At 49.0% G+C, this 23628-nt stretch carries 17 protein-coding genes and 1 tRNA gene; 4 read left to right on the top strand and 14 right to left on the bottom strand.

The genetic code is table 11. From position 1 onward, the window contains the following. The first annotated feature begins 173 nt into the window (after positions 1-173). A tRNA-Asn gene (locus RT120_RS07335) sits at positions 174-249 on the top strand. A gap of 161 nt (positions 250-410) precedes the next feature. Then, positions 411-1673: a tyrosine-type recombinase/integrase gene (locus RT120_RS07330; protein ID WP_312981309.1), complete on the top strand. Its 1263-nt coding sequence runs from the start codon at positions 411-413 to the stop codon at positions 1671-1673. A gap of 697 nt (positions 1674-2370) precedes the next feature. Here the strand turns inward: RT120_RS07330 and RT120_RS07325 are convergent. The 5 genes from RT120_RS07325 to RT120_RS07305 all read right to left on the bottom strand — a co-directional run bounded on the left by RT120_RS07325 (position 2371) and on the right by RT120_RS07305 (position 5735). Then, on the bottom strand, positions 2371-3258 hold the full coding sequence (locus RT120_RS07325; protein WP_312981306.1) for an integrase domain-containing protein: 888 nt from the start codon (positions 3256-3258) through the stop codon (positions 2371-2373). Between the two features lie 502 nt (positions 3259-3760). After that, positions 3761-4063: a helix-turn-helix domain-containing protein gene (locus tag RT120_RS07320; RefSeq protein WP_000533827.1), complete on the bottom strand. Its 303-nt coding sequence runs from the start codon at positions 4061-4063 to the stop codon at positions 3761-3763. Between the two features lie 4 nt (positions 4064-4067). Further along, a complete protein-coding gene (locus RT120_RS07315; RefSeq protein ID WP_312981303.1) occupies positions 4068-4421 on the bottom strand; it encodes a type II toxin-antitoxin system RelE/ParE family toxin in 354 nt (117 codons plus the stop codon). Positions 4422-4917: 496 nt separating this feature from the next. Then, positions 4918-5139 carry a helix-turn-helix transcriptional regulator gene (locus tag RT120_RS07310; RefSeq protein WP_312981301.1) on the bottom strand — a complete coding sequence of 74 codons (222 nt, stop codon included), beginning with the start codon at positions 5137-5139 and terminating at the stop codon, positions 4918-4920. Further along, entirely contained in the window at positions 5136-5735 is a 600-nt protein-coding gene (locus RT120_RS07305) for an ash family protein (protein ID WP_312981298.1), read from the bottom strand. The genes RT120_RS07310 and RT120_RS07305 overlap by 4 nt, the downstream gene beginning before the upstream one ends. A gap of 298 nt (positions 5736-6033) precedes the next feature. Here RT120_RS07305 and RT120_RS07300 point away from each other — a divergent pair, with 298 nt between their 5' ends. Beyond that, positions 6034-10887 (top strand): ATP-binding protein, encoded by a 4854-nt coding sequence (locus RT120_RS07300; RefSeq protein WP_312981295.1) that lies wholly within the window; start codon positions 6034-6036, stop codon positions 10885-10887. Positions 10888-10977: 90 nt separating this feature from the next. Here the strand turns inward: RT120_RS07300 and RT120_RS07295 are convergent, their stop codons facing one another. From RT120_RS07295 to RT120_RS07280, 4 genes are all read right to left on the bottom strand, one after another. After that, positions 10978-13104, bottom strand: a complete 2127-nt coding sequence (locus RT120_RS07295) for a hypothetical protein (protein ID WP_312981293.1) — start codon at positions 13102-13104, stop codon at positions 10978-10980. Continuing rightward, positions 13097-17080, bottom strand: coding sequence for a hypothetical protein (locus RT120_RS07290; protein ID WP_312981290.1), 3984 nt, complete (start codon positions 17078-17080; stop codon positions 13097-13099). The genes RT120_RS07295 and RT120_RS07290 overlap by 8 nt, the downstream gene beginning before the upstream one ends. Positions 17081-17620: 540 nt before the next feature. Beyond that, complete coding sequence (locus RT120_RS07285) at positions 17621-17923, bottom strand: helix-turn-helix domain-containing protein (RefSeq protein ID WP_183170758.1); 303 nt, start codon at positions 17921-17923, stop codon at positions 17621-17623. A gap of 4 nt (positions 17924-17927) precedes the next feature. Then, positions 17928-18281, bottom strand: coding sequence for a type II toxin-antitoxin system RelE/ParE family toxin (locus RT120_RS07280; RefSeq protein ID WP_312981286.1), 354 nt, complete (start codon positions 18279-18281; stop codon positions 17928-17930). Positions 18282-18588: 307 nt separating this feature from the next. Between RT120_RS07280 and RT120_RS07275 the strand changes: the two genes are divergently transcribed. Beyond that, positions 18589-19350 (top strand): NlpC/P60 family protein, encoded by a 762-nt coding sequence (locus RT120_RS07275; protein ID WP_312981284.1) that lies wholly within the window; start codon positions 18589-18591, stop codon positions 19348-19350. An 81-nt stretch (positions 19351-19431) separates the two neighbouring features. Here the strand turns inward: RT120_RS07275 and RT120_RS07270 are convergent, their stop codons facing one another. Genes RT120_RS07270 through RT120_RS07250 form a run of 5 tightly spaced genes read right to left on the bottom strand, consistent with a single transcriptional unit; the run spans position 19432 to position 23606 of the window. After that, complete coding sequence (locus tag RT120_RS07270) at positions 19432-20169, bottom strand: SDR family NAD(P)-dependent oxidoreductase (RefSeq protein ID WP_312981282.1); 738 nt, start codon at positions 20167-20169, stop codon at positions 19432-19434. 44 nt (positions 20170-20213) lie between these two features. Beyond that, on the bottom strand, positions 20214-20975 hold the full coding sequence (locus RT120_RS07265; RefSeq protein ID WP_312981279.1) for an IclR family transcriptional regulator: 762 nt from the start codon (positions 20973-20975) through the stop codon (positions 20214-20216). A 14-nt stretch (positions 20976-20989) separates the two neighbouring features. Continuing rightward, positions 20990-21709, bottom strand: coding sequence for an SDR family NAD(P)-dependent oxidoreductase (locus RT120_RS07260; protein WP_312981277.1), 720 nt, complete (start codon positions 21707-21709; stop codon positions 20990-20992). After that, complete coding sequence (locus tag RT120_RS07255; protein ID WP_312981274.1) at positions 21693-23021, bottom strand: MFS transporter; 1329 nt, start codon at positions 23019-23021, stop codon at positions 21693-21695. Before RT120_RS07255 ends, RT120_RS07260 begins: the two co-directional genes overlap by 17 nt. A 45-nt stretch (positions 23022-23066) precedes the next feature. Beyond that, entirely contained in the window at positions 23067-23606 is a 540-nt protein-coding gene (locus tag RT120_RS07250) for a 2,4'-dihydroxyacetophenone dioxygenase family protein (protein WP_312981271.1), read from the bottom strand. Positions 23607-23628 lie beyond the last annotated feature (22 nt).

Below are 23628 nucleotides of genomic sequence, written 5' to 3'. Positions count from 1 at the left end.
AAAAGTAAAACAACTTTTCAATGATGAGTGAGGAACGACGTTACTGCAAAGTATTTCCACATTTTTTGTTGGCATTTTCAGCGAAGTGACGTCAAAGTGGTCAGTCGGCTTGCATAGAGGGAAATGAGGTTTGACAAAAAGTTTTCCCCCGCTAAGATAAGCCTCCACACGATTCCTCTGTAGTTCAGTCGGTAGAACGGCGGACTGTTAATCCGTATGTCACTGGTTCGAGTCCAGTCAGAGGAGCCAAATTCCTGTTTTCAGGCGTGCTTATAAGTCCCTATTCGTTTAGGATTCAATAAGTTAGCATGGAAATCTTTCCCGATGCGTATCTGGTTTTCCCTGCGCATCCGGCGAAATTGGTGGTCTGATTTGGGGTCATTTCAGTTCGATAATGGAGTGACCACCATATGTCCCTGTCCGACGCGAAAATCCGTAGTATCAAGCCTTCTGGTAAACCCTTTAAACTGACCGATTCTCATGGTCTGTATCTGCTTGTCAATCCGGGCGGTTCACGCCTCTGGTATCTCAAATATCGCTTCAACCGAAAAGAATCCCGTATTGCATTAGGTGCCTATCCGCAGGTCTCGCTTTCCGACGCCCGCCAACAGCGCGACGGTATCCGTAAACTGCTGGCGCAGAATATCAATCCAGCACAACAGCGCATGACTGAAAAAGCCGCCGCGTCACCGGAAAAATGCTTTGAGGCCATTGCGGTGGCATGGCACAAAACCAACAAAAAGTGGTCGGCTGACTATGCAGAGCGCATCCTTGCCAGTATGAAAAATCATATCTTTCCGGCGATTGGTCATCTGCCCGTCACTCTGCTGAAAACGCAGCATTTCACGGCGTTGCTGAAAGTTATCGAGGATAAAGGCTTTCTGGAAGTCGCGTCCCGAACCCGGCAGCAACTCTGCAGCATCATGCGCTACGCCGTTCAGCAGGGACTGACCGAAAACAACCCGGCGCAGCATCTGGAAGGTGTCACAGCACCGCCGGTTAAAAATCACTATCCCGCCCTGCCGCTGGAGCGGTTGCCTGAACTGCTGGAGCGTATCGGTGACTATCAACAGGGGCGACAGTTAACACAACTGGCGGTAACGCTGACTTTGCATCTGTTTATCCGTTCCAGCGAACTGCGCTTTGCCCGCTGGAGCGAGATAGATTTCAGACATAAAATCTGGACCATTCCCGCCACTCGCGAGGCAATCGACAAAGTTCGTTTTTCAGGTCGTGGCGCTAAGATGCGTACTCCGCATATTGTGCCATTGTCCCGGCAGGCTATTACTATTCTGAAGCAAATACAGGAAATCTCCGGCCATCTGGAGTTGGTCTTTCCCGGCGACCATAACCCGTATAAGCCGATGAGTGAAAATACCATTAACCGGGCCTTGCGCCTGATGGGTTACGATACCAAAACCGACGTCTGCGGGCATGGCTTCCGGGCAATGGCCTGTAGCGCACTGGTGGAATCTGAACTCTGGTCGCGTGATGCCGTGGAGCGGCAGATGAGCCATCAGGAACGCAACAGCGTGCGGGCGGCATATATCCACCGCGCAGAACACCTCGATGCCCGTAAAGCCATGATGCAGTGGTGGTCAGACTATCTGGACGTGAGCCGCGAGGGGTACGTTGCGCCCTATATTTATGCGCGGCGACATAAAGCGGCCTGAGTCAGTAGCAGTATGATTTATTAAAAATGAAAAAGCAGATCCTGATTGAATCCGGATCTGCTTTTTGCATTGAAAGGATTTGCCTTCAATTTTTGGGTTATTAATCGGAAAGCGTACAAAATTATTCGACTCGAATAATTTTGTACGTAACCCTATCAATATATTACGAATCAATAGGCAAATAACGAAAATTATTCACAGTGAATAATTTCAGGCGATAGCTGCCAGATAATCTGCACCAGAAACCGATTCCCCGATACATCATATCTGCACCAGTTCAATGTCACCATTTGCCAGCACCAGTCTGCCGTCGCCTGTCTATGTCAGGACTGCGCCAGATATTATCGGATAAATATCGAACTGCGTCAGAGTTAAGGCCCTTTCAGCCTTTTGGCCTTTTCCGGTCTGGCGCAGTTACCCTTAATCACCCTTTACCTTTATCTGGCCTTTTTCCTTCTGCTGGCGCACTCACCAGAAAAAATACCGAAATGCTGCATCAGAAGCATATTAATAGGCCATACCGTTCAGAAGGATTGTTATTAAGAGGAAAGCATACAAAAAATTTTGCCCCCAAAATTTTTTGTATAAAAACCGATTAATACCCCCGAGATTAATAGGAAACCACCCCAAATTATTTGGGGGCAAATAATTTGGGGTTAAAACCGATGAATAACACCATATTGCAAGCCTTAGGCTATCAATCAGCACTATCCTTTCGCCCGTAAACCTGCGCCACATACCGCCCGCGCCCGTCGCCGTGCCCCAAATCCATCGCCGTCATTGCCAGCGCCTCTTTCTCACAAAATCCCTGCGCCAGATAATGACGGATCGCATCCTGCGCCCACGCATAGCGCAACGAGTGCGGGGAATATGCGCCCGTCAAGCCGAGACGTGACGCCTGACTGTGCCAGTATTTCATCGCGCTTTTCAGATCCGGCTTATCTATCAGCCTGCCGTGTCGATCTTCTGCCACTGCCAGCGCATTATCCAGCGCTTTTCTGACAGCGGCAGTATCAAGAATAATCGTCTCGCGGGGCCGTCCGCCTTTGGTGCCGAAAACCACGGTTAAGCGGGTGTCACCACGTTCCAGCGCCTGTCGCCACGTTTTCAGCGACTGTACGCTCTGCACCGTCTCCTGCGAACGTAATCCCATCAGCCTTGAGAGCTCAAGCGCTGCCGCCAGCCCCGGATCTTTTACGCGCGCCGTCTCCAGCACGTCACGATAGTGCTCCGGCGTAATAGCCTGCTTTGTACCGTTACGGGATGCGCCAGACAGACCAAGAGAACGGTTGTTCAGCCGCTCACTCTGCGCCAGCCTGTTACGCCCAGCCTGTTTCAGAATGCAACGTACCGCCGCCATCTCATTTTGCAGGGAACGCTTTGCAATGCCCTGCGCCAGCCGTTCACGGACATAACCTTCTATATGCCGCACCTTAAGCTGCTCCACCCGGCGGATCTGCACATTCTGCGCCAGTACCAGACGTTCACAAAACCGCTGCGCCAGCTTAATACGGTCGTGAACGGTCTTATGGCTACCGCCTGCCTGCTGCGCAAGCCGCTTCATTTCCTGCTCCAGTATTCCCACATTTTTCCCCTTTCATGATTGCCGCAAACTCATTCCCCAAAAATCCAAAACTGATACTGCTTTCCCCGGCGCACAGGCCGATAGCCCCTGTTTTTTTGTCGGGGCTGCGAACGATACCTGAGCGCCGGGGCGGCAGCCGTTGAGGTGTTGTGGGGCTTCGGTTGTGCTCTCAGAGCAGCCGCCCGCTTGCGCGGGTTATCCCCGGATCGTCCAGATCCGCCTCGGTATCGGTTCATGTTCTCCTTATGGGTAAAATGGCCTGAAAAGGCAGTGTCAGAATCCAGCAATGGGCCGGTGCAGTTGAGTTTTCTGGTGCAGGTCGAAAAGGCTGCGTGCGTCACTTTCCCGCTTTGCGCGGTTAAAGTGACGCACTGGTCTGGTGCAGTGTCTGAAAATTTATCGTTGGTGCAGTTTTACAGCCACGCGGCAGCAAAGCCTTCGGCAATGCAGGCCACTGTCCGTCATGAAGGGGTTGACGCTCCGGTTCAGGGAGCGTCAGTGTTTACAGTACAAATCCGTAGTGAGAACCATCCGGCAGTTCAACATCAAGACGTAGCTTACCGCCAGTCGCTTCAACGTAGCGTTTGAGAGTGGAAAGCTTCAGATCGCGCCCTGGTTTTTCCATTCCTGCAACGGTAGGTTGCCTGATGCCCAGCGCTTGTGCCATCTCCACCTGCGTTTTCTGTACTTTCTCACGCAGTTCGGCAAGGTGAATGTTGAGCAGGATGTCCGTCGCCATCGCCTGAGCTTCGGCCACGACTTCAGGTTTTTCATCCGCAATAAGCTGTTCCAGCGTTCTGCCCATCGCGTTACTCCTTCTCTTTTAATGTGTTCAGCCAGTTCGTGAATTCCCTGTCAGCAACAGGGAGCATCTCATCGTAAAAACGTTTTTCATTGCCGACCTTATTTCCGGCACAAAGCACAATGCCGGTACGGGTCGGATCAAAAGCGAAAAACGCCCGTATCGGATCGCCCCGACTCTGAATACGTAGCTCTTTCATGTTGCAGTAGCGGGAACCTCTGACCGTATCGGCATAAGGTCTGGACAAACCCGGCCCCTTTTCCCGCAGGACCAGCAGTGCTGCAAGCACGCTGACCCTGTCGGTATCGTTGAGCGAGGCAAACCAGCGATCAAACGTATCCGTTGTTTTAATTGTCCACACGGGACCCCCCAATTAATATAGGTTAAATGCTATATAGATGTAAAGCTATAAAGCGGATTATGAAGTGATGGGATGAGGGATTCATGCGTCATTACTACAAAGATGAAGACGCATTCGGGTCTTTCAGTGAATAACATGCAAGACATTCACCGTTTTACGACCTGTACCGAAAAACCAGTTCAGGTATTAACGCAGTGTGAAGAGTGACCTTAACTGCAACGCAGTCCGACATTTTCAAAGGTATTGTCGGTAACGGGACGACCAGCCTGAAATCAGGCCGCTTCTTGCAGGTCATGAAGCGTAAGGGCAGCCCGGAGGGCCATTCGTTGCATGGGGGAAATTATTCGAATGTAACTGGCGCAGAAAGAGGAAACTGTTTTTGCCTGAAAAACATTTCCCGTTGATTTGATTAGATGCTGAGTTGCCGCGCGTCACTGGCGTTCTCTCGATCTCCCACCCGCAAGGGCAGGCAGAAGATCGGGAGGATCTGTTTACCTTATCGATATTCTGATTTACGGTAGCGCGATGGCCAGATGTCCTCAGGCGCAACATCTAACGCTTCAGCAATGAATCTTTCGCCTTTGGGCCAGCAGCGGGTAAGCGCATTAGCCAGCGTGGAGGACGCCAGCCCGGCGTTACGGGAAACCGCTGCCAGCGACGTCCCGCGCTTTTTCAACGCGGCAATAATGTCGGCGGGATGCCAGTCCTGTTGCATCATGCCGCCACCTCGTCGATAAAGGTCACGCCCTCGGCGGTGCGCAGCCAGCGCGGGGCTTTGAGTTCGGCGGCGAAATACCAGACCAATTCACACAGTAATCCGGTCAGCGTTCGTTCCATTTTCGGCAGCAACGCCCGCCCCGTCAGAAGCTGTGTCAGCGTAAGCGAATAGTCACAAAGTAATTCGGAACCGGGTTCAAAGCGAGGATAACTGGCAGGAAGGGTATCAACGGTCAAGCTTTCGATCAGGTGGGGCGGGATGGGGTCGTTCAACGTGGGCCGCAGCATCGCGAGGCAGGCGGCAAGCCGTCCGCAGAGCGCCAGCCGCAGCGTCGGGTCGTCGTTTTCAAGCAGGGTTTCGGCGAAGCGGTCGCAGTGGTCGGCCAGTACGGTGAAATCCGTGGCGGCATTGAAGGGAACGGAAAGTAACGGGTGTATCTGGGTGGGGATCGTAGCCATAGGGGCAGCCTCCAACAAAAAGTCAATAAACCCACCACCTAAGAGACCAATCTTATGGGTGGTGGACTGGACGGAGTTGGTCTTACCGGCTTTGTTGGCAACCGGCGCACCTTGCGGTGCCCCCGCCCAGCCCACCATAGAAGTATGAAAGCGAAAAGTTTATCGCTTTCTGAGCCAGACTCGCGACATAAAAAAAGACGCAGGCGCGTCAATATGTCGCCAACAAAGTATATCCGGGAGACCAATCCCGGCACCTGATTTTGCAGGTACGGAGGAATGATACTGCGTTTGGCGGTGGGCGGCAAGAGCCCACATTTGAAATGCCATTGTCACAAAGATGGTTTTACACGGGTACTGTATTTTTATCTCTTTGTTTTACAAATCGTCTGTCCGTAAAATAAACGCCAACACGGAATTCATGATATGAAGGTGGAACTTGTCTGATACGAATCTGAGCGGCCCCTCAAACGGTGGTGGCGCGGCAACCAGCAGCGGTATTGTCTTTCAACAACAACTAGGCGCGTTTTTCGCCGCTCAGATCATGAGTAATGATCCGTTGGATCCTTCATTGGTACTGGGTGATGCAGCACCTGTTCGGCTTCGTTTCGAAACTGAAGCGCCAGTTGATGATATTCTTGTGGCAACGTCTGTGGGCGGATTTCTCGCAATTCAGGCAAAAACAACCGTCCCACTTTCAAACAATGAAAAGAGCCCTTTTTACCGGACAATTGAACAGTTCGTCCGACACTGGCTAACCTGTCGGGATGGTGATGGTTCTCTGGAGTGGAACCGCCCTCTATCGCCGGAGAAAGATCGGCTGATTTTAGCCGTAAGCATCAAAGCATCAGCGACTGTTCGGACCGATCTTTCCGCCGCGTTACGCCATCTTTCCCAGCAAGGCCGCGGAGCTATGAACAGGAAACAGAAATTAGCGTCTGATATTTTCGAACATTGTGTGTCCACCGCGTGGGGCCGGATTACCACGGAGCCCCGGCCATCAAATCTGTTAGTCGAACTTGCCCGTCTGATTGTCGTTCACGTTGTTGATGTTGCAAATATCGCATCAACACTTCAGATGCGACTTAGTCGCAGCCTTGCCAGAGAAACCGACTCAGCAGCAGCCCTGAGTATTCTTGTCACCGCCTGTGGGGAGATGATGTCCCGACGCGATGGCTGTGATGCATTATTATTACGTAACATGCTGGCAGGAAAAGGGATTAAACTGGCAGCACCGCCACAATATCAGGCGGATATTCATCAACTTATCCGCCACTCTCAACATGTTGCCAATGTCTTACAGCAGTATGAAACCATCGATAATCCCTCCGGCCAGCCGGTTACCTTGCGCAGGGAATGCCAGGATGCGGTTGAGCAGGCTGTGCAGTCCGGCTCGCTATTAATTATTGGTGAACCCGGAGCCGGTAAAAGCGGCGTACTAAATGCGCTGGCCCGTAGCCTGCGCAATCGTGGGGACGATGTTCTTGAACTGGCAGTTGATCACTATTCGGTTGAGTCACTCGAAGGACTGAGCCGTGAACTCCGGCTAGATCATTGCCTGACTGAAGTGCTTGAAGCATGGGATGGTACGTCTCACGGCTGGCTGATTATTGATGCCCTGGATGCGATCCGTGGGGGTAAAGGTGAGGCCGTTTTTCGTCCCCTGATTGAACAGGTACTGAATCAAAAGGGGCGATGGCATGTTATTGCCTCTATTCGCAGTTTCGATTTGCGTATGGGGGTGAAGCTTCGCGATCTGTTTAAAGGTCATCTTCCAGTAGCGGAACGTGCCGATACGCAGTTTTCTTCGGTTCGCCATATTGTTATTCCACGCTGGTCAGATAGCGAATTCAGCCAGTTACTGGAACAATCTTCGGCGCTGACAGCAGCACTTAAGCAGGCTTCTGACAGGCTTCACGATTTAGCAAAAGTACCATTTAATACACGATTGCTGGCTGACCTGGTTTCGCAATATGCGGATATTAATCTGAGTCGTATTTCATCCCAGAGCGAATTATTAAAACTCTACTGGCAGTATCGCGTTGAGAAACATGGGCTGAACGCCCGGCAGTGTCTTAAGGCTCTGGTTGATCATATGATTGCCACTCGTTCACTCAGGGCTCCATCCCTGTTGACGGGCGCAGATGCTGATATGATTGATACACTCTCTCGTGAAGGCGTTGTCGTCAGGGAGGCTAACGATCGCTGGGTACAGTTTCGTCATCATCTGCTCTTTGACTATGCTGCGGCAAAAATATCATTCGATCCTGACGCACTCATTGCGGGAACCTTGCGTTTCCCTAAACAGCAGGCTCAGGGGTTGATGCTTTCTCCCGCACTGGGTTTTGTGCTCCAGGAAATCTGGGATTATAACGAAGATCATCACGGTTTCTGGCAAGCAGTAAGTCATCTGGTTAATGATGGCGATGGCGATCCCATTATCCGTAGTTCGACAGGCCGAATTGCGGCTGAATATCCTGTTGCACAAAACGACCTGCTCTGGCTCGCTAAACGTGTGGCAATGGACGATCAGAACGTTATTTCCACGCTCAGTCATCTCTGCGGCGCGCTGGCAATTCGGTTTGAAGATGAAAAAGAAGTGGCTCTGCTTCCATGGGTATACCTGGTCTCTGCTTTAACGCCTGACATCAATAAAGTCGCGGAGACGTTGCGATTTTTGCTGCATCCGCTTACTAAGCAGGTGACTGATCCTGATCTACGCAATATTCTGGGTACAGCCTGCCGCGCCGTGCTTTCTTATGGCCTTAAGCAGAGTGAGCCGGGCTATTTTGTCAGAAGTGCTATACCTCTCGTTGCAGATACTATCAATACCGATGTTGATGCATCTTGCCGTTTACTGGAGCAAATTATTTCCGTCAAACGTCTCCAGCATTTTGGTTCAGAGGAAATTCCCGTACTCTGTTATAACATCAATAAAATCGCAGATCGTGCGCCTGAGTTTGTCGCCAGGGTATTCGAGTTTGTCTACAGCTACGATGTCACCGAAGAACGGGAAACTACGCTTGGGAACAGCCGAATTCTGCCTTTGAGATCAAATGCCCGACAGGACTATGAATCGGCTCGTTATTCACTCGGTGAGTTTTTCTCCCATTTTCTCGAACAACATCCCGAGCAGGCTGTTGATGCTGCCGTCAACGCTTTAAATGGATACGTTGCCCGGCGCCATCCTATTGATTCCCCTGTGATGCATTTATCCATTTCCGGGAATGATATCTCTCTTAGGGCCGATCGCAGCCACATCTGGGCGTACAATCCTACAGGCGAACACGCGCATGACGGAGAAGTACTGGTTAAGAAACTATTTCAGCATTTGAAAAGCGCGACTGAACCAGACGTGTTAGTTCTCGCAGAACTTATTCGTCAAAAAGCCTCACTGGCAATCTTCTGGGCCAGGCTGTTTCTGGCGGCAAATGAACGTAATGATAGCCTGGTTGATTTTCTCTGGCCCATTGCAGCGCAGGAAGCGTTTATCCAGAACGAAGATACTCGTAAAGATGCTATCGATTTGGTCAGCAAAGGAATTGCCCGGCGTCCAGTGGAGGAACGGCAAATGCTGGAAAATGCAGCATTCCATTATAATTTCTCTGGCTATATTTACCCGGAAGAAGCAAAGAAACGACTGTTATATCGCCTTTTCAACGCGATTGGATCAGATAATCTTTCTACTGAAGCCGCCCGAGACTTTCTGAAAAATACGCAGGGGGATGATGAAATATCAGGCAATAAAAGGCTTTTCGATATTTCTCCGGTCAACGTTAGCACGGGTATACCTTATGATTTTATAGAAGGTCTGGATCAAAATGAGCCAGCCAATGCCATGGTTATCAGTGCTGTCAAAACAGCGAAAGCTGCACTGGGGTTAACAACAAATAATACACTCTCCTCTGAATTATCACTGGAAGATGTTTTTAGCATTCTCGAGCCGCTTCGTGAACAACTCAATGCTGCAAATATTCATACCTATGTGCGCACAACCGCAGAGGATGTTATTGTTCGGGCCTGCGCTGCGGCTGTTGATCAGAAATTATTACCACCTGCCAATGACAACCAGGTAGATGAACTGACCCCTCATTTTTTGGACTTATTGCATATGACTTCTCGCGCAATATCTCCAACTGTCAACGAAGATACCGAGGATAATTTTGCCAACAGCGTTAGCTGGGGCTCTCCTTCACCGAGGATTGATGCTGCACGAATTTTTCTGGATGTAATTCCTTTACGTCCCGATCTGTATGATCGACTGAAACCTGATATCGAAAGGATGTTGATTGACCCTCACCCGGCCGTTCGCCTTCAGGCATCAACACGCCTGTTAAGGTTGTGGGATATTGCTCCGGATAGCGTATGGCATTACCTGAATGAACGCGTGGAGCAGGAAATCAATACCGGCATAATAGAGCATATGGTTGGGGATGGAATTAGACGTCTGCTATATACCGACCCGACGCGTTCTTTCTGTCTCATCCAGAAACTGCTGGGACGTTTTAGTAACGATCCTGAACGTCAGCACCGTATTCGCAAGATAGTTAGCATCGATCTGGCAATTCTCTGGGGAGTCCATGAAATCAGGGAAGCATATGATATTCTTCAATGCTGGATTGTCGATCCCACTATTTATAGCCATGAACTTAAACAAATTTTATTTACATTAAGGGATGGATTCGTTCTTGGCTTTGCCGAACAGAGTACACCGAAGGACATTGGAATCAGACGACGGGCGTTAGATATAGCCTATAGCATTATTGATGCTGCCGGAAAAAAACTGGAAGAGTCTTCACCCCGCACCGATCTGACAGAGATTGAACTGGAAGACGTAAGACGCTGTTTTGCAATTATAGACGGAGCATGTCTGCAACTTCGCTTTGTTTGTGAAGGGAAACATAATCCTGAGAAACCATTAGAAAAAGAAGAGCTTAAGAGATTTCTAAACGAAACTGAACTGCACATGCGGCGCATTGGTGATTGCAGCACGCCACACACTATTTACAACCTTCTGGAACTGCTGGAAACGCTTGTTCCTGTCGATCCTGCAAAATGTTTTGATCTAATGGCCCATGCATTACGTCACGGAACAAGGTTTGGTTTCCAGAACGAACATATGGGAATGGAACAGCTGGTAAAAATGATGGGGGTGTTTCTTGCCGACTATAAAATCATTTTTGAAGAAGAACACCGACGTACCTGTTTGATAGAAAGTCTGGATATTTTTATGGATGCAGGCTGGCCATCTGCCAGGCGTTTGCTTTATAGGTTGCCGGAGTTGATTCAGTGAACGAACAGGTTCGATATTATCTGGTTTAAAAATATTCAGGCCATAACACATGGCCTGATCAAGAATAACCCACGTTAAAAGCTGATAAAATTAGTTATGCAGCATCAAACGCGATATCTTTTCCAGAAGAGATGTCTGACTGACTTCATTATAACGGGTGGTATCGTAAGTTAAAGTTCGCAACAGTAATTCAGTTGCTGGTTGCGTCATCACATCAACCTCTTTACCGTCAAATGTTGTCGCCACCAAATTATAAACTAAGGTTGCCCTGTCCATAATCTGGTTGGGCTGGTTGCTTTTAGTACAAAAAAGTAATGCCTCATTGCCTCGTTTTTCAATAAAGAGTTGTTGATACTGACTGACAGCATGACTTTTAGGTTTCGGCGTTAAGTAGTAAGGCAAACATGTTTTATCCGCCGCACCGAATTTATTAATTTTATCATGATTCTCTTCTGCTACCTGAAGAGAACAACGTTCCGAAGAACCTAATAATCTCGGAATGCGAACAGTATTGTATCGCTTAATCACAACCTGATTTATTGTATCAACAAGATAGAAATTATCATCACGCAATTTATCAATACAGTTGATATTCATCCCCGGAACATTATTACGGAAATCCACCTCATTTGTATACATTTTTGGCTCTGCGATGTTCATTACGCCATGGCTGAATACGACGGGTGTAGCAACGCCATAAAAATCATTCCCTCTTCTGTTTCCGGAAGAGGAGCACCGAATTGAGACAAGAATGTACTCACCATCGTTAATGCTAAAACCGGTAAGTTTCTTTCTCACCAGCACAGCTTCTTTTAGCCAGAGTTCGCTGCGGATCATTTCCAACTTAGCGACAGATACAGGATTAAGAACTTTTTTAACCACTTGGGTAACAGGGTCTTTTTTATTCTGCTCTATGGCTTCAATATTACATCCCTGAAAGACTCGCTGATAATTTTTCTCAAAATCAAGGATGAAATCCACTTTTAGCCTTGAATAATAATCTAACAGATCTTTTTTACCCGCTTTTGCCTCATTCAGTGCCTGCCAGGTAGAGTTTAAAAAGGTATCTTCACCAAGGGAAATGCTGGACCCATTTATTTTTTTAGACTGATTAAGCACCAGATAGTTAATATTTCTATCAAGATCAATAAGTTCCTGAGGTGAAATTATATCTACTGCACCTAATTCTTTTTTCAGATAGTGAATAAATCGTTGGTGCGCTTCTGGTTCTTCGCCATTATCAAGATTGTCTATAATAACTAACGGGCGTTGAAGTGCTTTGATATTGGTCGTTAAAAAGTCTAACTGACTGTGGGTTGCACAAAAAACACGTGGTGAAAAAGCGATGTCAGCCTGAGCCAGTATATCACCGAGCACGTTTTGAACCAGATTTTCTGCATGATTTTTGCAGCCAGAATAAGCTTTACTGGCAAAACGCATATAGGGCATTTTCCGGTATTTTCTACCATCTACTTTCTCAAACAACTGCAATGATTTTTTACCCTTAATCAGAATCCGACCATAATCGCTGAGTACACCAAGCTCTTCCGCTTTAGCTCTGAAGCAGACCCCTTTCAGGGTAAAAGTGAGGTCGCCATAATCCGGGCTGTAAAAGAGGTCACTTTGCAATGCATCGACGTAATAGTTTCCTCTCTTGTCTGGTTCTTCTTTTTGTACGACGGCACCCAGAAAAATTTCGCTATTATAAGCCCCATGACTCACATCAAAATACTTTCCGGCATTATCTAAAAAATGTAGTTTCAGACGCAGCCCGAGCACAGTTTGAGAAATTTTATATTGATCAAAGCCCTTTATTTTTACTTCATTAATCCATTGATAATACGGACGGGCATCTGGTGAAAGAAACATCACTAGATAGTTGTTTGCTTTTTTTAACGTTTGATACTGGAACTCCCTGTTATTCTTCACTCCCAATTTTAACGATAATATATTTTGAATTTCTCTGTGCAATTCAATAAAAAAATCATCCCATTTCATGGAGTATTCTTTTACCTTAGTGATACAGATAGCATCAATTCCCCAATCATTTGTCGAGGGTAATTGCAGAAGTTTTTCCAACATTACATCTGCAGCATCATGAATATCAAAGAGCTGTGTTCGTGCTTTAGGTGCATAATCTGGAGGCTGAAGGTCCCATTCGGCAGCCATCACAACATCCGTTTCATTATGCTGTAGACTATCAGTTACATCAGTCATAATTCACTCCTAAAATATTAAGTAAGTATTGATTTATTCTTAATTCTGATTTTATTTTTGCATCATAAGGATTTTTGCCATTATCTTTTTCATAAGATGAAATATTTTTAAAAAGGTTATAATAGCAGATGCCCTTATGGTTAGAGTGTTCGGCACGAATGTTGAGGCTGTTTAAAGCATATCGGGTATTAAGATAAACGACGTCAACACCATCAAACTGTGTTTTTGCTGCAACTATTTTCTGCAACTCACTGACTTTTCCCAATGAGTTATTATGCATTTTTTTCGCTAATTGACGGTTATTTCCTTGCATTCGCCAGTTTTTTACATCGATTGCAACAATTCGGTTCTTGTTAATGCAATACACATCAAACAACTCATAACAATGACTATCCAGATAGTGTGATAGCTCTTGTGATGGAATGGGCGTAATATTCATTTCCTGGAGCACAAGATGTAATTGCCATTCACCAATATTGCCAATTAGAAGTGGCATCAATGAAGGAATGGGGATGTATTGTTGTAAAGGCTTGGCATCTAATCCCAGAATCTTCGCAAAAATACGCTGTTCAGTTCCGGATGACTCTTCAGCCATGGCTTCATGATATTGGGGTAAACAATATTCCGGTTTGTATGGATTTGCTCCAGCTGAAATATCTGTTAATCCATAACCATCTAAGGTTTTAGCCAGTATTACACTTTTCCAATCGGCAGTACGCTCCAGATAAAAATGGCTTACACAGTCGCTAAGGTAAGCATTTTTCTTAATAATCACGTTGCGTTTAAGACGCTTTATATATGACTGAGGATCGGTAAAACTGTCCCGGTGACGTAATGCTTCATTTAACTCAATTGCATCTCGATCACCTTGCCTTGCCAGTGGCAGAATTTTATTTTTCAGTTCAGCTTCAAAGTCGCTATACATATCTATTGCTTTAGCAACTTTAATTTCAAATTCGCTACGTTGACTATCGGAAGAAAAGCTGGCTTTTAATAAATCCTTTTTTGAGCGTTTGAACCATAGGTGGTTATGCAGACTCAGGGAAGCAAGTAACGATTGTGCATTTGGGTGACGATCCAAATCCCGAAAAACACACAATGCATTATGATGAACACCAGAAGGTAAACGAATAACCCCATTCATTTGGGCATCACGCCGTTCTGTACGGCCAATAGTTTGCATTGCAATTTTATGAAGCTCGACGGTATGTTCAGTATCCAGCAATTGGGCAGCATCAGAATCAACTAGATCCGTATCGAAATCACCAACCTGACGAGGCACACTTCCATGAGCATAATGCTTGAGTAAGGTAATATAATTTTCCAGCGTGTTTCGCGATGGAGTTGCATTAATCTGACTCCAGTAGCTACCGCAGACCATTGCTAATTCATCGAAGTCGATTTGCTCTGAATCTGCTCCTGTAGGTTCTGACGGTACCGGATAAGTGACATAGTAATTAAGCCCTGTGCCAGCCCCCTGGAAGTGGGAAACCATGCATATTGCTAAGTTTTGGTGATCAATTTGCAGATAGTCTCTTACCGGATCTTCCCGGTTGAGTTTTGAATCAAACATGACGACACGCAATCTATGCCGCTCAGCAAAAGGAGTGATTTCAAATACACGAGGTAAATCATTCCCCCGACGTGTTTCATTGTCAAGAATAGCAACCCCACGATAGGGATTTGCACTTAACTTATTGGCACGAAGAAAATTCCCGATAATCGCAAAAAAACGGCTACTGATCCCAATACATAAAATGTGCCGGCCAGTATAGGCCGCAAGTAACATACTCTGTAACTGACGATGAAACTCTCGTTTATGATAGCGATTAAACTGAACTGATGTAGAGTATGGTTCGAGCATTTTGAGCCAGAAACGATATGCATTCCTGAACTCAGGCTCCTCGTTTTGTGGTAAAAACTCCAGTACCTGATCGTCAAATACCTCCAGCGCTACAGGGCGGTGAAGGTTTCTGTTATCGCGGATCGCCGACAGGGGCGAAGCAGAATCAACATCCCGCTGCCTGATGCGATAGTTCAAGTCACGGGCGTATTTATCCAGAAACGGGCGGCTGTACTGCCCATTATACGTTGCAGGAAATCCTGCTGTAGCTGACAGTAAAATAATAGTATTACGTGTATTATAAAGCACACGTAATAATGCTATTTCGGGTAACTCCTTAATTAACTCCATCCGAAATTTGAGTAATACCCATCCCCTCAGTTGTTCAGCCTCAATTCTTACCTGTTCACGTGGCGAAAGGGAAAACAATGTTTTGGGTTGAAAATAGGTAAAAAAGTCATCTATCAACTGTTCTTTCTGAGGCTCACTGGAAGATAAATGATCTATATCTCCTTTAATGCTTTGGGCTTTACGAATGAAAACTGATAATGGGTTATTCTGATTTGCCATCTCCTGCTGTGCCAGCAAATCGCAGACATGTTTGGGTGTTTCCAGCCGAGCAGAGGCTAATAATAGAGCGGTCAGTGTCTGATACAGTTCATATAAGGTAAATTCATCTGGAACTTTTTTTTCATCTTCAGAAACATAGACTTCAGTGTATGAGTGACGCCCGTGACTACGTAAATGAATACGACGAAGATCTGACTCACGGTAAAATCGCTGAATCTGATAACTGAAAATATTACCAATTAACGCGATAACCTGCTCAGCATTACGGCTATCGACGACGATATCAAGCAAACTATTTCTAAAGAGTCTGGTCAGCTTCTTAAGATCGAAATCTGGTCGTAAATCACATTGTAATAAGGCTTTGTTGATCTCATCGACATAATTTTTCAGAGGGGTATACCCTGGCGCTCTTTCATCTGAAGAACATTCATCCACATATTCCAGTACACGATGTAAAATTGCCAGTAACGAAGGAAGTTGCTGATCGTCGTTCATTAATGTCTGGCAAACATTCTGCTGGAAGATACGGTAGGCTTCGTGCTCTTCGTCCAGAACTAATGTAAAACGAATATCACGTTGTGCAAAAGGTGAGTCTTCGTCGGTTATCCAATATTGCTCTTTTAAGCTCTCAATTCGCTGTGGATTAGTCTGGTTAGCAATCTCGCCTAACGGATTCACTTTGAGGCTTTTTTTCTGACCCAGAACGTGGTCCAGGTTTTGTGAACTCCGGTGATAGCCGCCTTCTTTATCGCGTTTCAGTAACAGCACACTGCCATCGAACTTTTTCGTCGTGGCCAACAGGATACATCGGCGATACAGTGCAATCTGAAACGGGAAAAGATGTTTAACCATTTCCGTCGCCAGTGCATATCGAGGGTTAGTCGCCTCCCCATCAAGTAAAGCCGCCAGATCCTGATTCAGGGCATTAAGCATCGCCACAGTCGCTTCCTGTAAGCGGCCGGCTAAATGAAAACTATTGAGACGTAACTCATCCTCCAGACGTTTTTGTTCAAACGTTGCCCCCACTTTAATCTCTGTTTCCAGACGTACTTCCAAACTATTACGTGCATCAACTTCAGCTTTCAGACGTTGAAAAATAAGCTGAATTTCACCCGACATCAATTCGTTGGCTTGCTTGATCCAGCGACGATAACGTTCCCGGTTTGTAGGTGTTTTCCCTTCAGGAGATTTGACCCATGACGTAAAACCAAGATCTGCGACATCCCCTTGCGAAAGATAAGGTAACAATTCAATCTTCTTATCTCGGGCGCGAGCGATGAGTTGTTCCGGGATGTCAATTTGTGATTTCAACGGTGTGATAAACACCAGATTGCGATGACTATTGCCAGGGTTGATTGCTGGATTTACGCTTTCGATGTATTGAGCAAAAACGTTATAGCTTTTACCGCTCGCCGTACCATCCTGGGATTGAATCAGTAGTGGTGTATCTGCTTCGGTAAAAGCGTAAAACGTACCGGCCTGTTTTCTTGCTGCGGTAATGGCTTCTCTGACACTTTGTGGTAATGGAAGATGTCGGGAGTTGTGATTTTGTTCGGACTGCATATCTTCAATTCCTTCTGGCACAACTGCATTTTGAAAATCAGGTATGGACGTTTAACGCACCAGACACAACAATAGAGGGCTATGTGAAATACTTTCTGGGGCGGCTTGAATTCGAAAGGTGGTACGGACACTTATTATGCTACGCTCAATCACTATTGTGATGGTAGTTAAGTGCGTATTTTACCTGACATTATGCAAATGTCAGAAACTTAATCCCATATTTTTATATGGTTAAAAATTCATGTCTGCTGCTGATTGATTTGCTTCGAATTGGTTCATATCTCACCGCTGAGCTACGTCTGGATATGCAGGCAGATATGGTATAGATGATATGCTGGTTCATTGTACTTGGCTTGCATGACGGGAGGAAAAGTCAGTAGTAAAAAGGTGGTCATTCTGGTGGTCTTGACAACCAAGAAATTTTACTTTAGCTTACCAATCAGCCAGTTAATGGCAAAGGCGATCCCAGTCAGAGGAGCCAAATTTGAAAAAGCAGATGTCGCAAGACATCTGCTTTTTTGCTTTCTAAAGCCGGCGCGTTTACAGCACAAATCCGTAGTGCGAACCGTCAGGCAATTCCACATCCAGCCGCAGCTTACCGCCCGCCGCTTCCACATAGCGCTTCAGCGAAGAGAGTTTTAAATCGCGCCCCGGCTTTTCCATCCCTGCTACAGTCGGCTGTTTAATGCCCAGCGCCTGCGCCATCTCCACCTGGGTTTTCTTCACTTTTTCGCGCAGTTCCGCAAGGTGGATATTGAGCAGGATCTCCGTGGCCATCGCCCGCGCTTCGGCGACGACCTCAGGCTTTTCATCCGCAAGCAGCTGTTCCAGCGTTCTGCCCATTGCATTACTCCTCGTCGTAAAATTGGTTCAAATATTCGCTGAATTCATGGTCGGCGATAGGGATCATCTCATCATAGAAGCGCTTGTCATTGCCGACCTTATTACCCGCACACAGCAGAATGCCAGTACGGGAAGGATCGAAGGCAAACAACACGCGAATGGGATCGCCCCGACTCTGCACGCGCAGCTCTTTCATATTACTGAAACGCGATCCATGAACCGTATCGGCATACGGCCGCGCTAATCCCGGCCCCTTATCTTCCAGCACCATCATTGCAGCAAGTACGCTGGCACGGTCGGTATCATTCTGCACGCTTAACCAGTCATCAAACCTGTCTGTCGTAGCGATTAACCACACATGACCTCCTTATCAATATAGATTCAAACCTATATAGGTGTAAAGCGATAATGCGCATGATGGGGCGGGTTAAATGAAAAATCACTGATGATTTTTAGACACGTCGAGTTTGATTCCAGGGAATGGGCCTTCCTCAGCAAAACTGCAATAAATCGTGGAAGCTATAACGCAATTTTTACGATGGCAGTGGGTTTAATAACGCTACACATTCAATACAGAACACGTAAAAAATCACCGCATCGTGGCGTGCTATTATTTTTTTCAGCAATATTTCACCACCAGACATCACCCCCTTTTATGGTTAACTATGCTGCGTAAAAAGATTTCGCTCGCTCTGCTGTTAATTTTTACTTTTCTCTGCCAGCAAACCTATGCGGCTCATAAATCAACGTCGATATTAAAAACACATACTGAAAAAACCTATCAAACGCGGTCACGGGTAAATAAGCGCACAAAAACAATAAAGTCGCGGAAAACAAATAAGGTAAAAGATAAAAAAAACAACGGAACGCGTCATGTTATTCCCTCCTCCTTTGCCTATAACCCGGAGTGGGATGGAATGAATGGATATTCCCAATGGCTTGCGGGCCCTTATACGTCAGAGCATACCCACCAGAACCATCTGGCAGACAGCGCTGAGAGTTTTTATAGCGACCACCTGCGTGACACCACGGAAAAGGTCGTGAAGCGGCTGCAAGACCAGCTTGGTAAGCCGTATGTCTGGGGCGGAGCCTCGCCTGCACGGGGGTTCGATTGCAGTGGCCTGGTCTTTTTTGCTTATAACCAACATTTGCTGTCCAGGCTTCCGCGTACCGCTAATGAAATGTATCACGATAAACACGCGCACCCGGTTGCCAAAAATGACCTCAAGCGCGGAGACTTAATCTTCTTTGCTATTCACTCTCAGGGCGAACATGCCGATCATGTGGGGGTATATCTCGGCGAGGGCGATTTTATTGAAGCACCGCGTACGGGTTTAAATATTCGTATTAGCCATTTTGACGGCGATTTTTGGCAGGACCATTATTTGGGCGCAAGACGAATTCTTACTGCAAAAAATATCCAGTAAAACTGGCAAATATCAATAGAGAGAAATGTCACCTGCTATTAAGGCGTAAGTCCCCGGCAGGTGACAGCAGCAAAATTTTATTTAGCCGGTCGCCCTTCCGCCGGACAAGTCAAACGCCGCCCCGCTGTTGAAGGTACACGCGGCGGAACTGAGCCACATCGCCATTTCCGCCACTTCTTCCACGGTGCCTAACCGCCCCTGGGGTGATTTAGCAATCATGGTCGCCACATGCTCAGGCGCCATCTGGGCCAATAGCGGCGTTTCAATCGCGGCGGGCGCGATGCAGTTTACCCGCAAGCCGCTTTGCGCATGTTCTTTGGCGAGGGATTTTGTCAGGGCGATCACCCCCGCTTTCGCCGCGCTGTAGGCCGACGCGTTCGGCGTACCCTCTTTGCCCGCCAGCGACGCCAGATTCACCAGCCAACTCTGCGGCTGGGCCAGCAACGCCGGAACAAAGGTTCGACATACCTCAAATGTGCCGTTCAGATTAACGTCGACAATTTGCCGCCAGATAGCCGGATCGTAATCAATCAGCGGCATCGTCGGGCCCGCGAAACCGGCACAGTGGACCAACGTGTCCAGCCTGCCGCTGGTTTGCAGGATCGCCTCGCGCGCTGCTGCCAGTGAGGCCGGTTGGATGATATCCAGCGGCAGTTGAAAGCCGTCGCGGGCGGGATAATCCACATCCAGCATCCAGACCTGCGCGCCCGCCTGCTGAAAGCGGGCGCTTATCGCCTCGCCAATACCGCGCGCCGCGCCGGTCACCGCCACCACGCGGCCAGAAAAATCGTATTGCGGAAAACCATTATTCACATGCATGTTCTTCTCCGGGATTTGCCGTCAGCAAAATACGGAAAAGCGGGCTACACCAGTTGCTTCTGGATGGCCGCCACGCAGGCGCGGATCGCACCGATGGCGTCATCGGCCTGCAAGGCGTCGAACCGGTAAGTTGGCATACTCACGCTGATACACCCCACCGCCTGCTGGCCGCTGTTAACAATCGCACTTCCGTAGCAGCAGATATCCAGTTCGTTTTCCTGAATATCCTGCGAATAGCCACGTTCGCGGGTGCGATTGATCTCTTCAGTGATGCCCGCCCGGTCAGTGATCGTATGCTGCGTGAAAGACGTCGGGGTAATTTTCGCCAACATCTGCTCGACCTGCCCGGCGCTGTGCGCCGCCAGCCACGCTTTCCCAACAGAACTGGAAAACAGACTCACGCGGGTCCCGATCCGCGAGGCCATCCGCACTGTGCGATTGGCTTCCAGCTTATCGATGTAAACCATTTCCAGGCCATCGGGGATGGCGAGGTGGACGGTTTCATCCAGCCGGTCGCGCAACTGCTCAATATGCGGTCTGGCGATCTGCCGCAGATCGTGGGTCTCCAGGCTGCGCCAGGCAAGGCTCACCAGGCGCGGCCCGAGGTTCAGGGTGTCGTTGTCGTATCTGAGCATCCCTTCCACCACCAGCGCCTCGACAATGCGGTGCACGGTGGGGCGCGGCATGCCAAGCTGCTTTGCCAGGCCGCTGATATTCAGTTGGCCTGGGGTTTCCGATACGGCCTGCAACGCCCGCATAAACTTCTGAAATGCGGCAGTTCCGGGTACAGCGTGCGTGTTTTCCATCGTCTCTTTTCGGGTTATACGGTCAGGTATCCTCCATCCACGGCCAGAATTGTGCCGGTAATAAAGGATGCCGCCGGGCTGCACAGGAAGGTAACGGCCTGGGCCACATCCTCCGGCGTACCCCAGCGTTTTAGCGGGGTACGCGACAGGATCGGCCCGGCGCGTTCAGCATCATCCTGCAACGCCTGGGTTAATGGGGTGGCAATCCAGCCGGGGGCGATCGCGTTAACGCGGATCTGCTCGTCGGCATAAGCAATTGCCAGGGATTTGGTCAGCTGCATCACGCCACCTTTACTGGCGCTGTAACCGGGCACCAGCCCGCCGCCAAAGAAGCTCAGCATCGAAGCGGTATTCACAATGCAGCCCGCGCTTTGCGCAAGCTTAGGCCGGGCTATGGCGCAGCAGCGCAGCGTGCCGTTCAGGTTGATATCAATGACGTCTTCAAAAGTATCAATCTGATGCTCGGCGCCGCGCTTAATCACCCCGGCGCAGTTGATGAGGATATCAAGCCGGGGGAGATCATCAACAATATGCTGGATCTGTGTGGTGTTGCGCACATCCAGCTCGCGAACCGTGATGCCGCGCGGCAGGTTGTTGCACTCGCTGTTGACCCCGGCGGCGATGACGCTGGCCCCCAACTGCGACAGCATGGTGGCGATACCTGCGCCGATCCCGGAGGTCCCTCCGGTGACCAGCGCAGTTTTACCGGCGAAAAGCTCAGCGTGAAACGTCATAATTATTGGCCTCGTGGTGAATATCGGTAACGGCACTGTCATCCGGCAGCGGTTTTTTGACTAAAACGAAGTAAACGGCGGCAGCCAGCACGGCGATCCCGGCGCTGACCAGCAGCGCGTTGTCATATACCCCGGTACGCTCAACGATAGCGCCGGTAATAATGGGCGCGAGAGAACCGCCGAAATAGCCACCGCAGTTCTGGATACTGCCGAGGGACGCCACCTGGCGCTTGGGCACAATTACCGTCGCCATGGTCCAGCAGGCCGCGCTCGCCAGGTTGATAAAGAACATCGCCAGGCAGATATAACCCACCGCCAGCGTGGTGCTGGTGGTGAAGATCGCCGGAACGGTAAATGCCGCGCCGCCCAGCAGACCCAGGCATACCGGCCACTTACGGCTGTTGATCACGCTGATGCCGCGGTTGGCTAAGATATCCACCACCCGCCCGGCAACCACCATGCCAACCATGCCGAAAATGTACGGGATCGCCACCACCCAGCCGGTACGCGCCAGCGATAATCCGCGCGCATGTTCCAGATAGCCCGGCAGCCAGGTCAGGTACAGCCAGACCATATAGATCACGCCCATAAATCCGAGCAGCATCCCCCAGGTCGTCGCGTGCGTGAACAGCCCGCGCCACTCGCGTCCGGTGATTTTCTTCTCGGTATCGGTAAAACGCTCGCCCGCGTCGAGGTACTGTTTATCTTCCTGGGTTAGTGTCACTTCGTTACGGTTGCGGTAAATCAGATACCAGCCGATAGCCAGCATGACGCCGAGTATGCCGGTGATGATAAACATCCAGCGCCAGCCGACGGTGAGCATAATTACCGTTAACAGCGGCGGCGCGATGCAGGGGCCGATACAGCTGGAGGCGACGAAGATCCCGGTGGGTGTACCGCGCTCTTTCAGGTTGTACCATTCGCTGATCACCTTCGCGCCCGCCGGGAACAGCGGCGCTTCCGCCACGCCCAGTACGGCGCGGGAAACCAGAAACGTACTCAAGGAGTTGACCATCCCGCAAGCAGCCTGGGCCACCGACCAGAAAAACATGCCGAAACCCAGCATCATGCGCGCGCCGAAGCGATCGAGCAGCGCCCCCACAGGAAGCTGGGAAAAGGCATAAGCCAGGGAAAATGCCGACAGCAGCCAGCCCATCTCGGTGGGCGTAATATGCATCTCTTCGCGGATGGTGGTATTTGCGATGGAGAGCGCGCTGCGGTCGATATAGTTGATGACGCCGGCAATAGTCAGAAACAGGATCGCAACTAACTGAATGCGCGCCACGCGTTGAGTTTTAGGGACAGAAGTCATAGCGATGTCTCTTTAATTATTATGTGCAGGTGAAAGGACAGACAGCTATCGGATGAACTGGTCGACGTAGTCCGCACCCAGGCCACATTCGGCGTAGTGCTTGCGGCACATATCGATTTTGGTGAACACATCTTCGAATCCGGCGTGATTACCCCAGGGATCGACGTAATACATACAGCCGTGCACCTGGAACAGGGTGATCATCTCTTCCACACCTTCATCCACTACCAGGGTATGGGTTTCTCCCGGCGGTTCGAACGCATAAGCGCCTTCGGTGGCTTCCCAGTCGTGCTCAAGATAGCGCCAGCGGCCTTTCAGCACGAACGCATGCACCGGCCCCGGATGGCGGTGGCGGCTTAACACGCCGGATTTACGTACCCGCAGCAGGTTCATCCAGTACCCGCCCGAGCGGCTCAGGCACAAGGGACGGAACCAGACATTGTCCGCCTGCGGCACCCAGATCCGCTCGTCGGTCGGGATCGCGCCCGGCACCACCAGATCCGGGATCATCTCTTTCGGTTGGTCAAACTGGTACGGCATTCGGCGCAGGGTTTCTGCATCGCTGGTCATTGTGTTGTCACTCATATCGCCCTCTTTGTTCACATTG

This window comes from Atlantibacter sp. (assembly GCF_032062175.1).
Taxonomy (GTDB): Bacteria; Pseudomonadota; Gammaproteobacteria; order Enterobacterales; family Enterobacteriaceae; genus Atlantibacter.
This window is presented reverse-complemented; position numbering and strand designations above follow the sequence as displayed.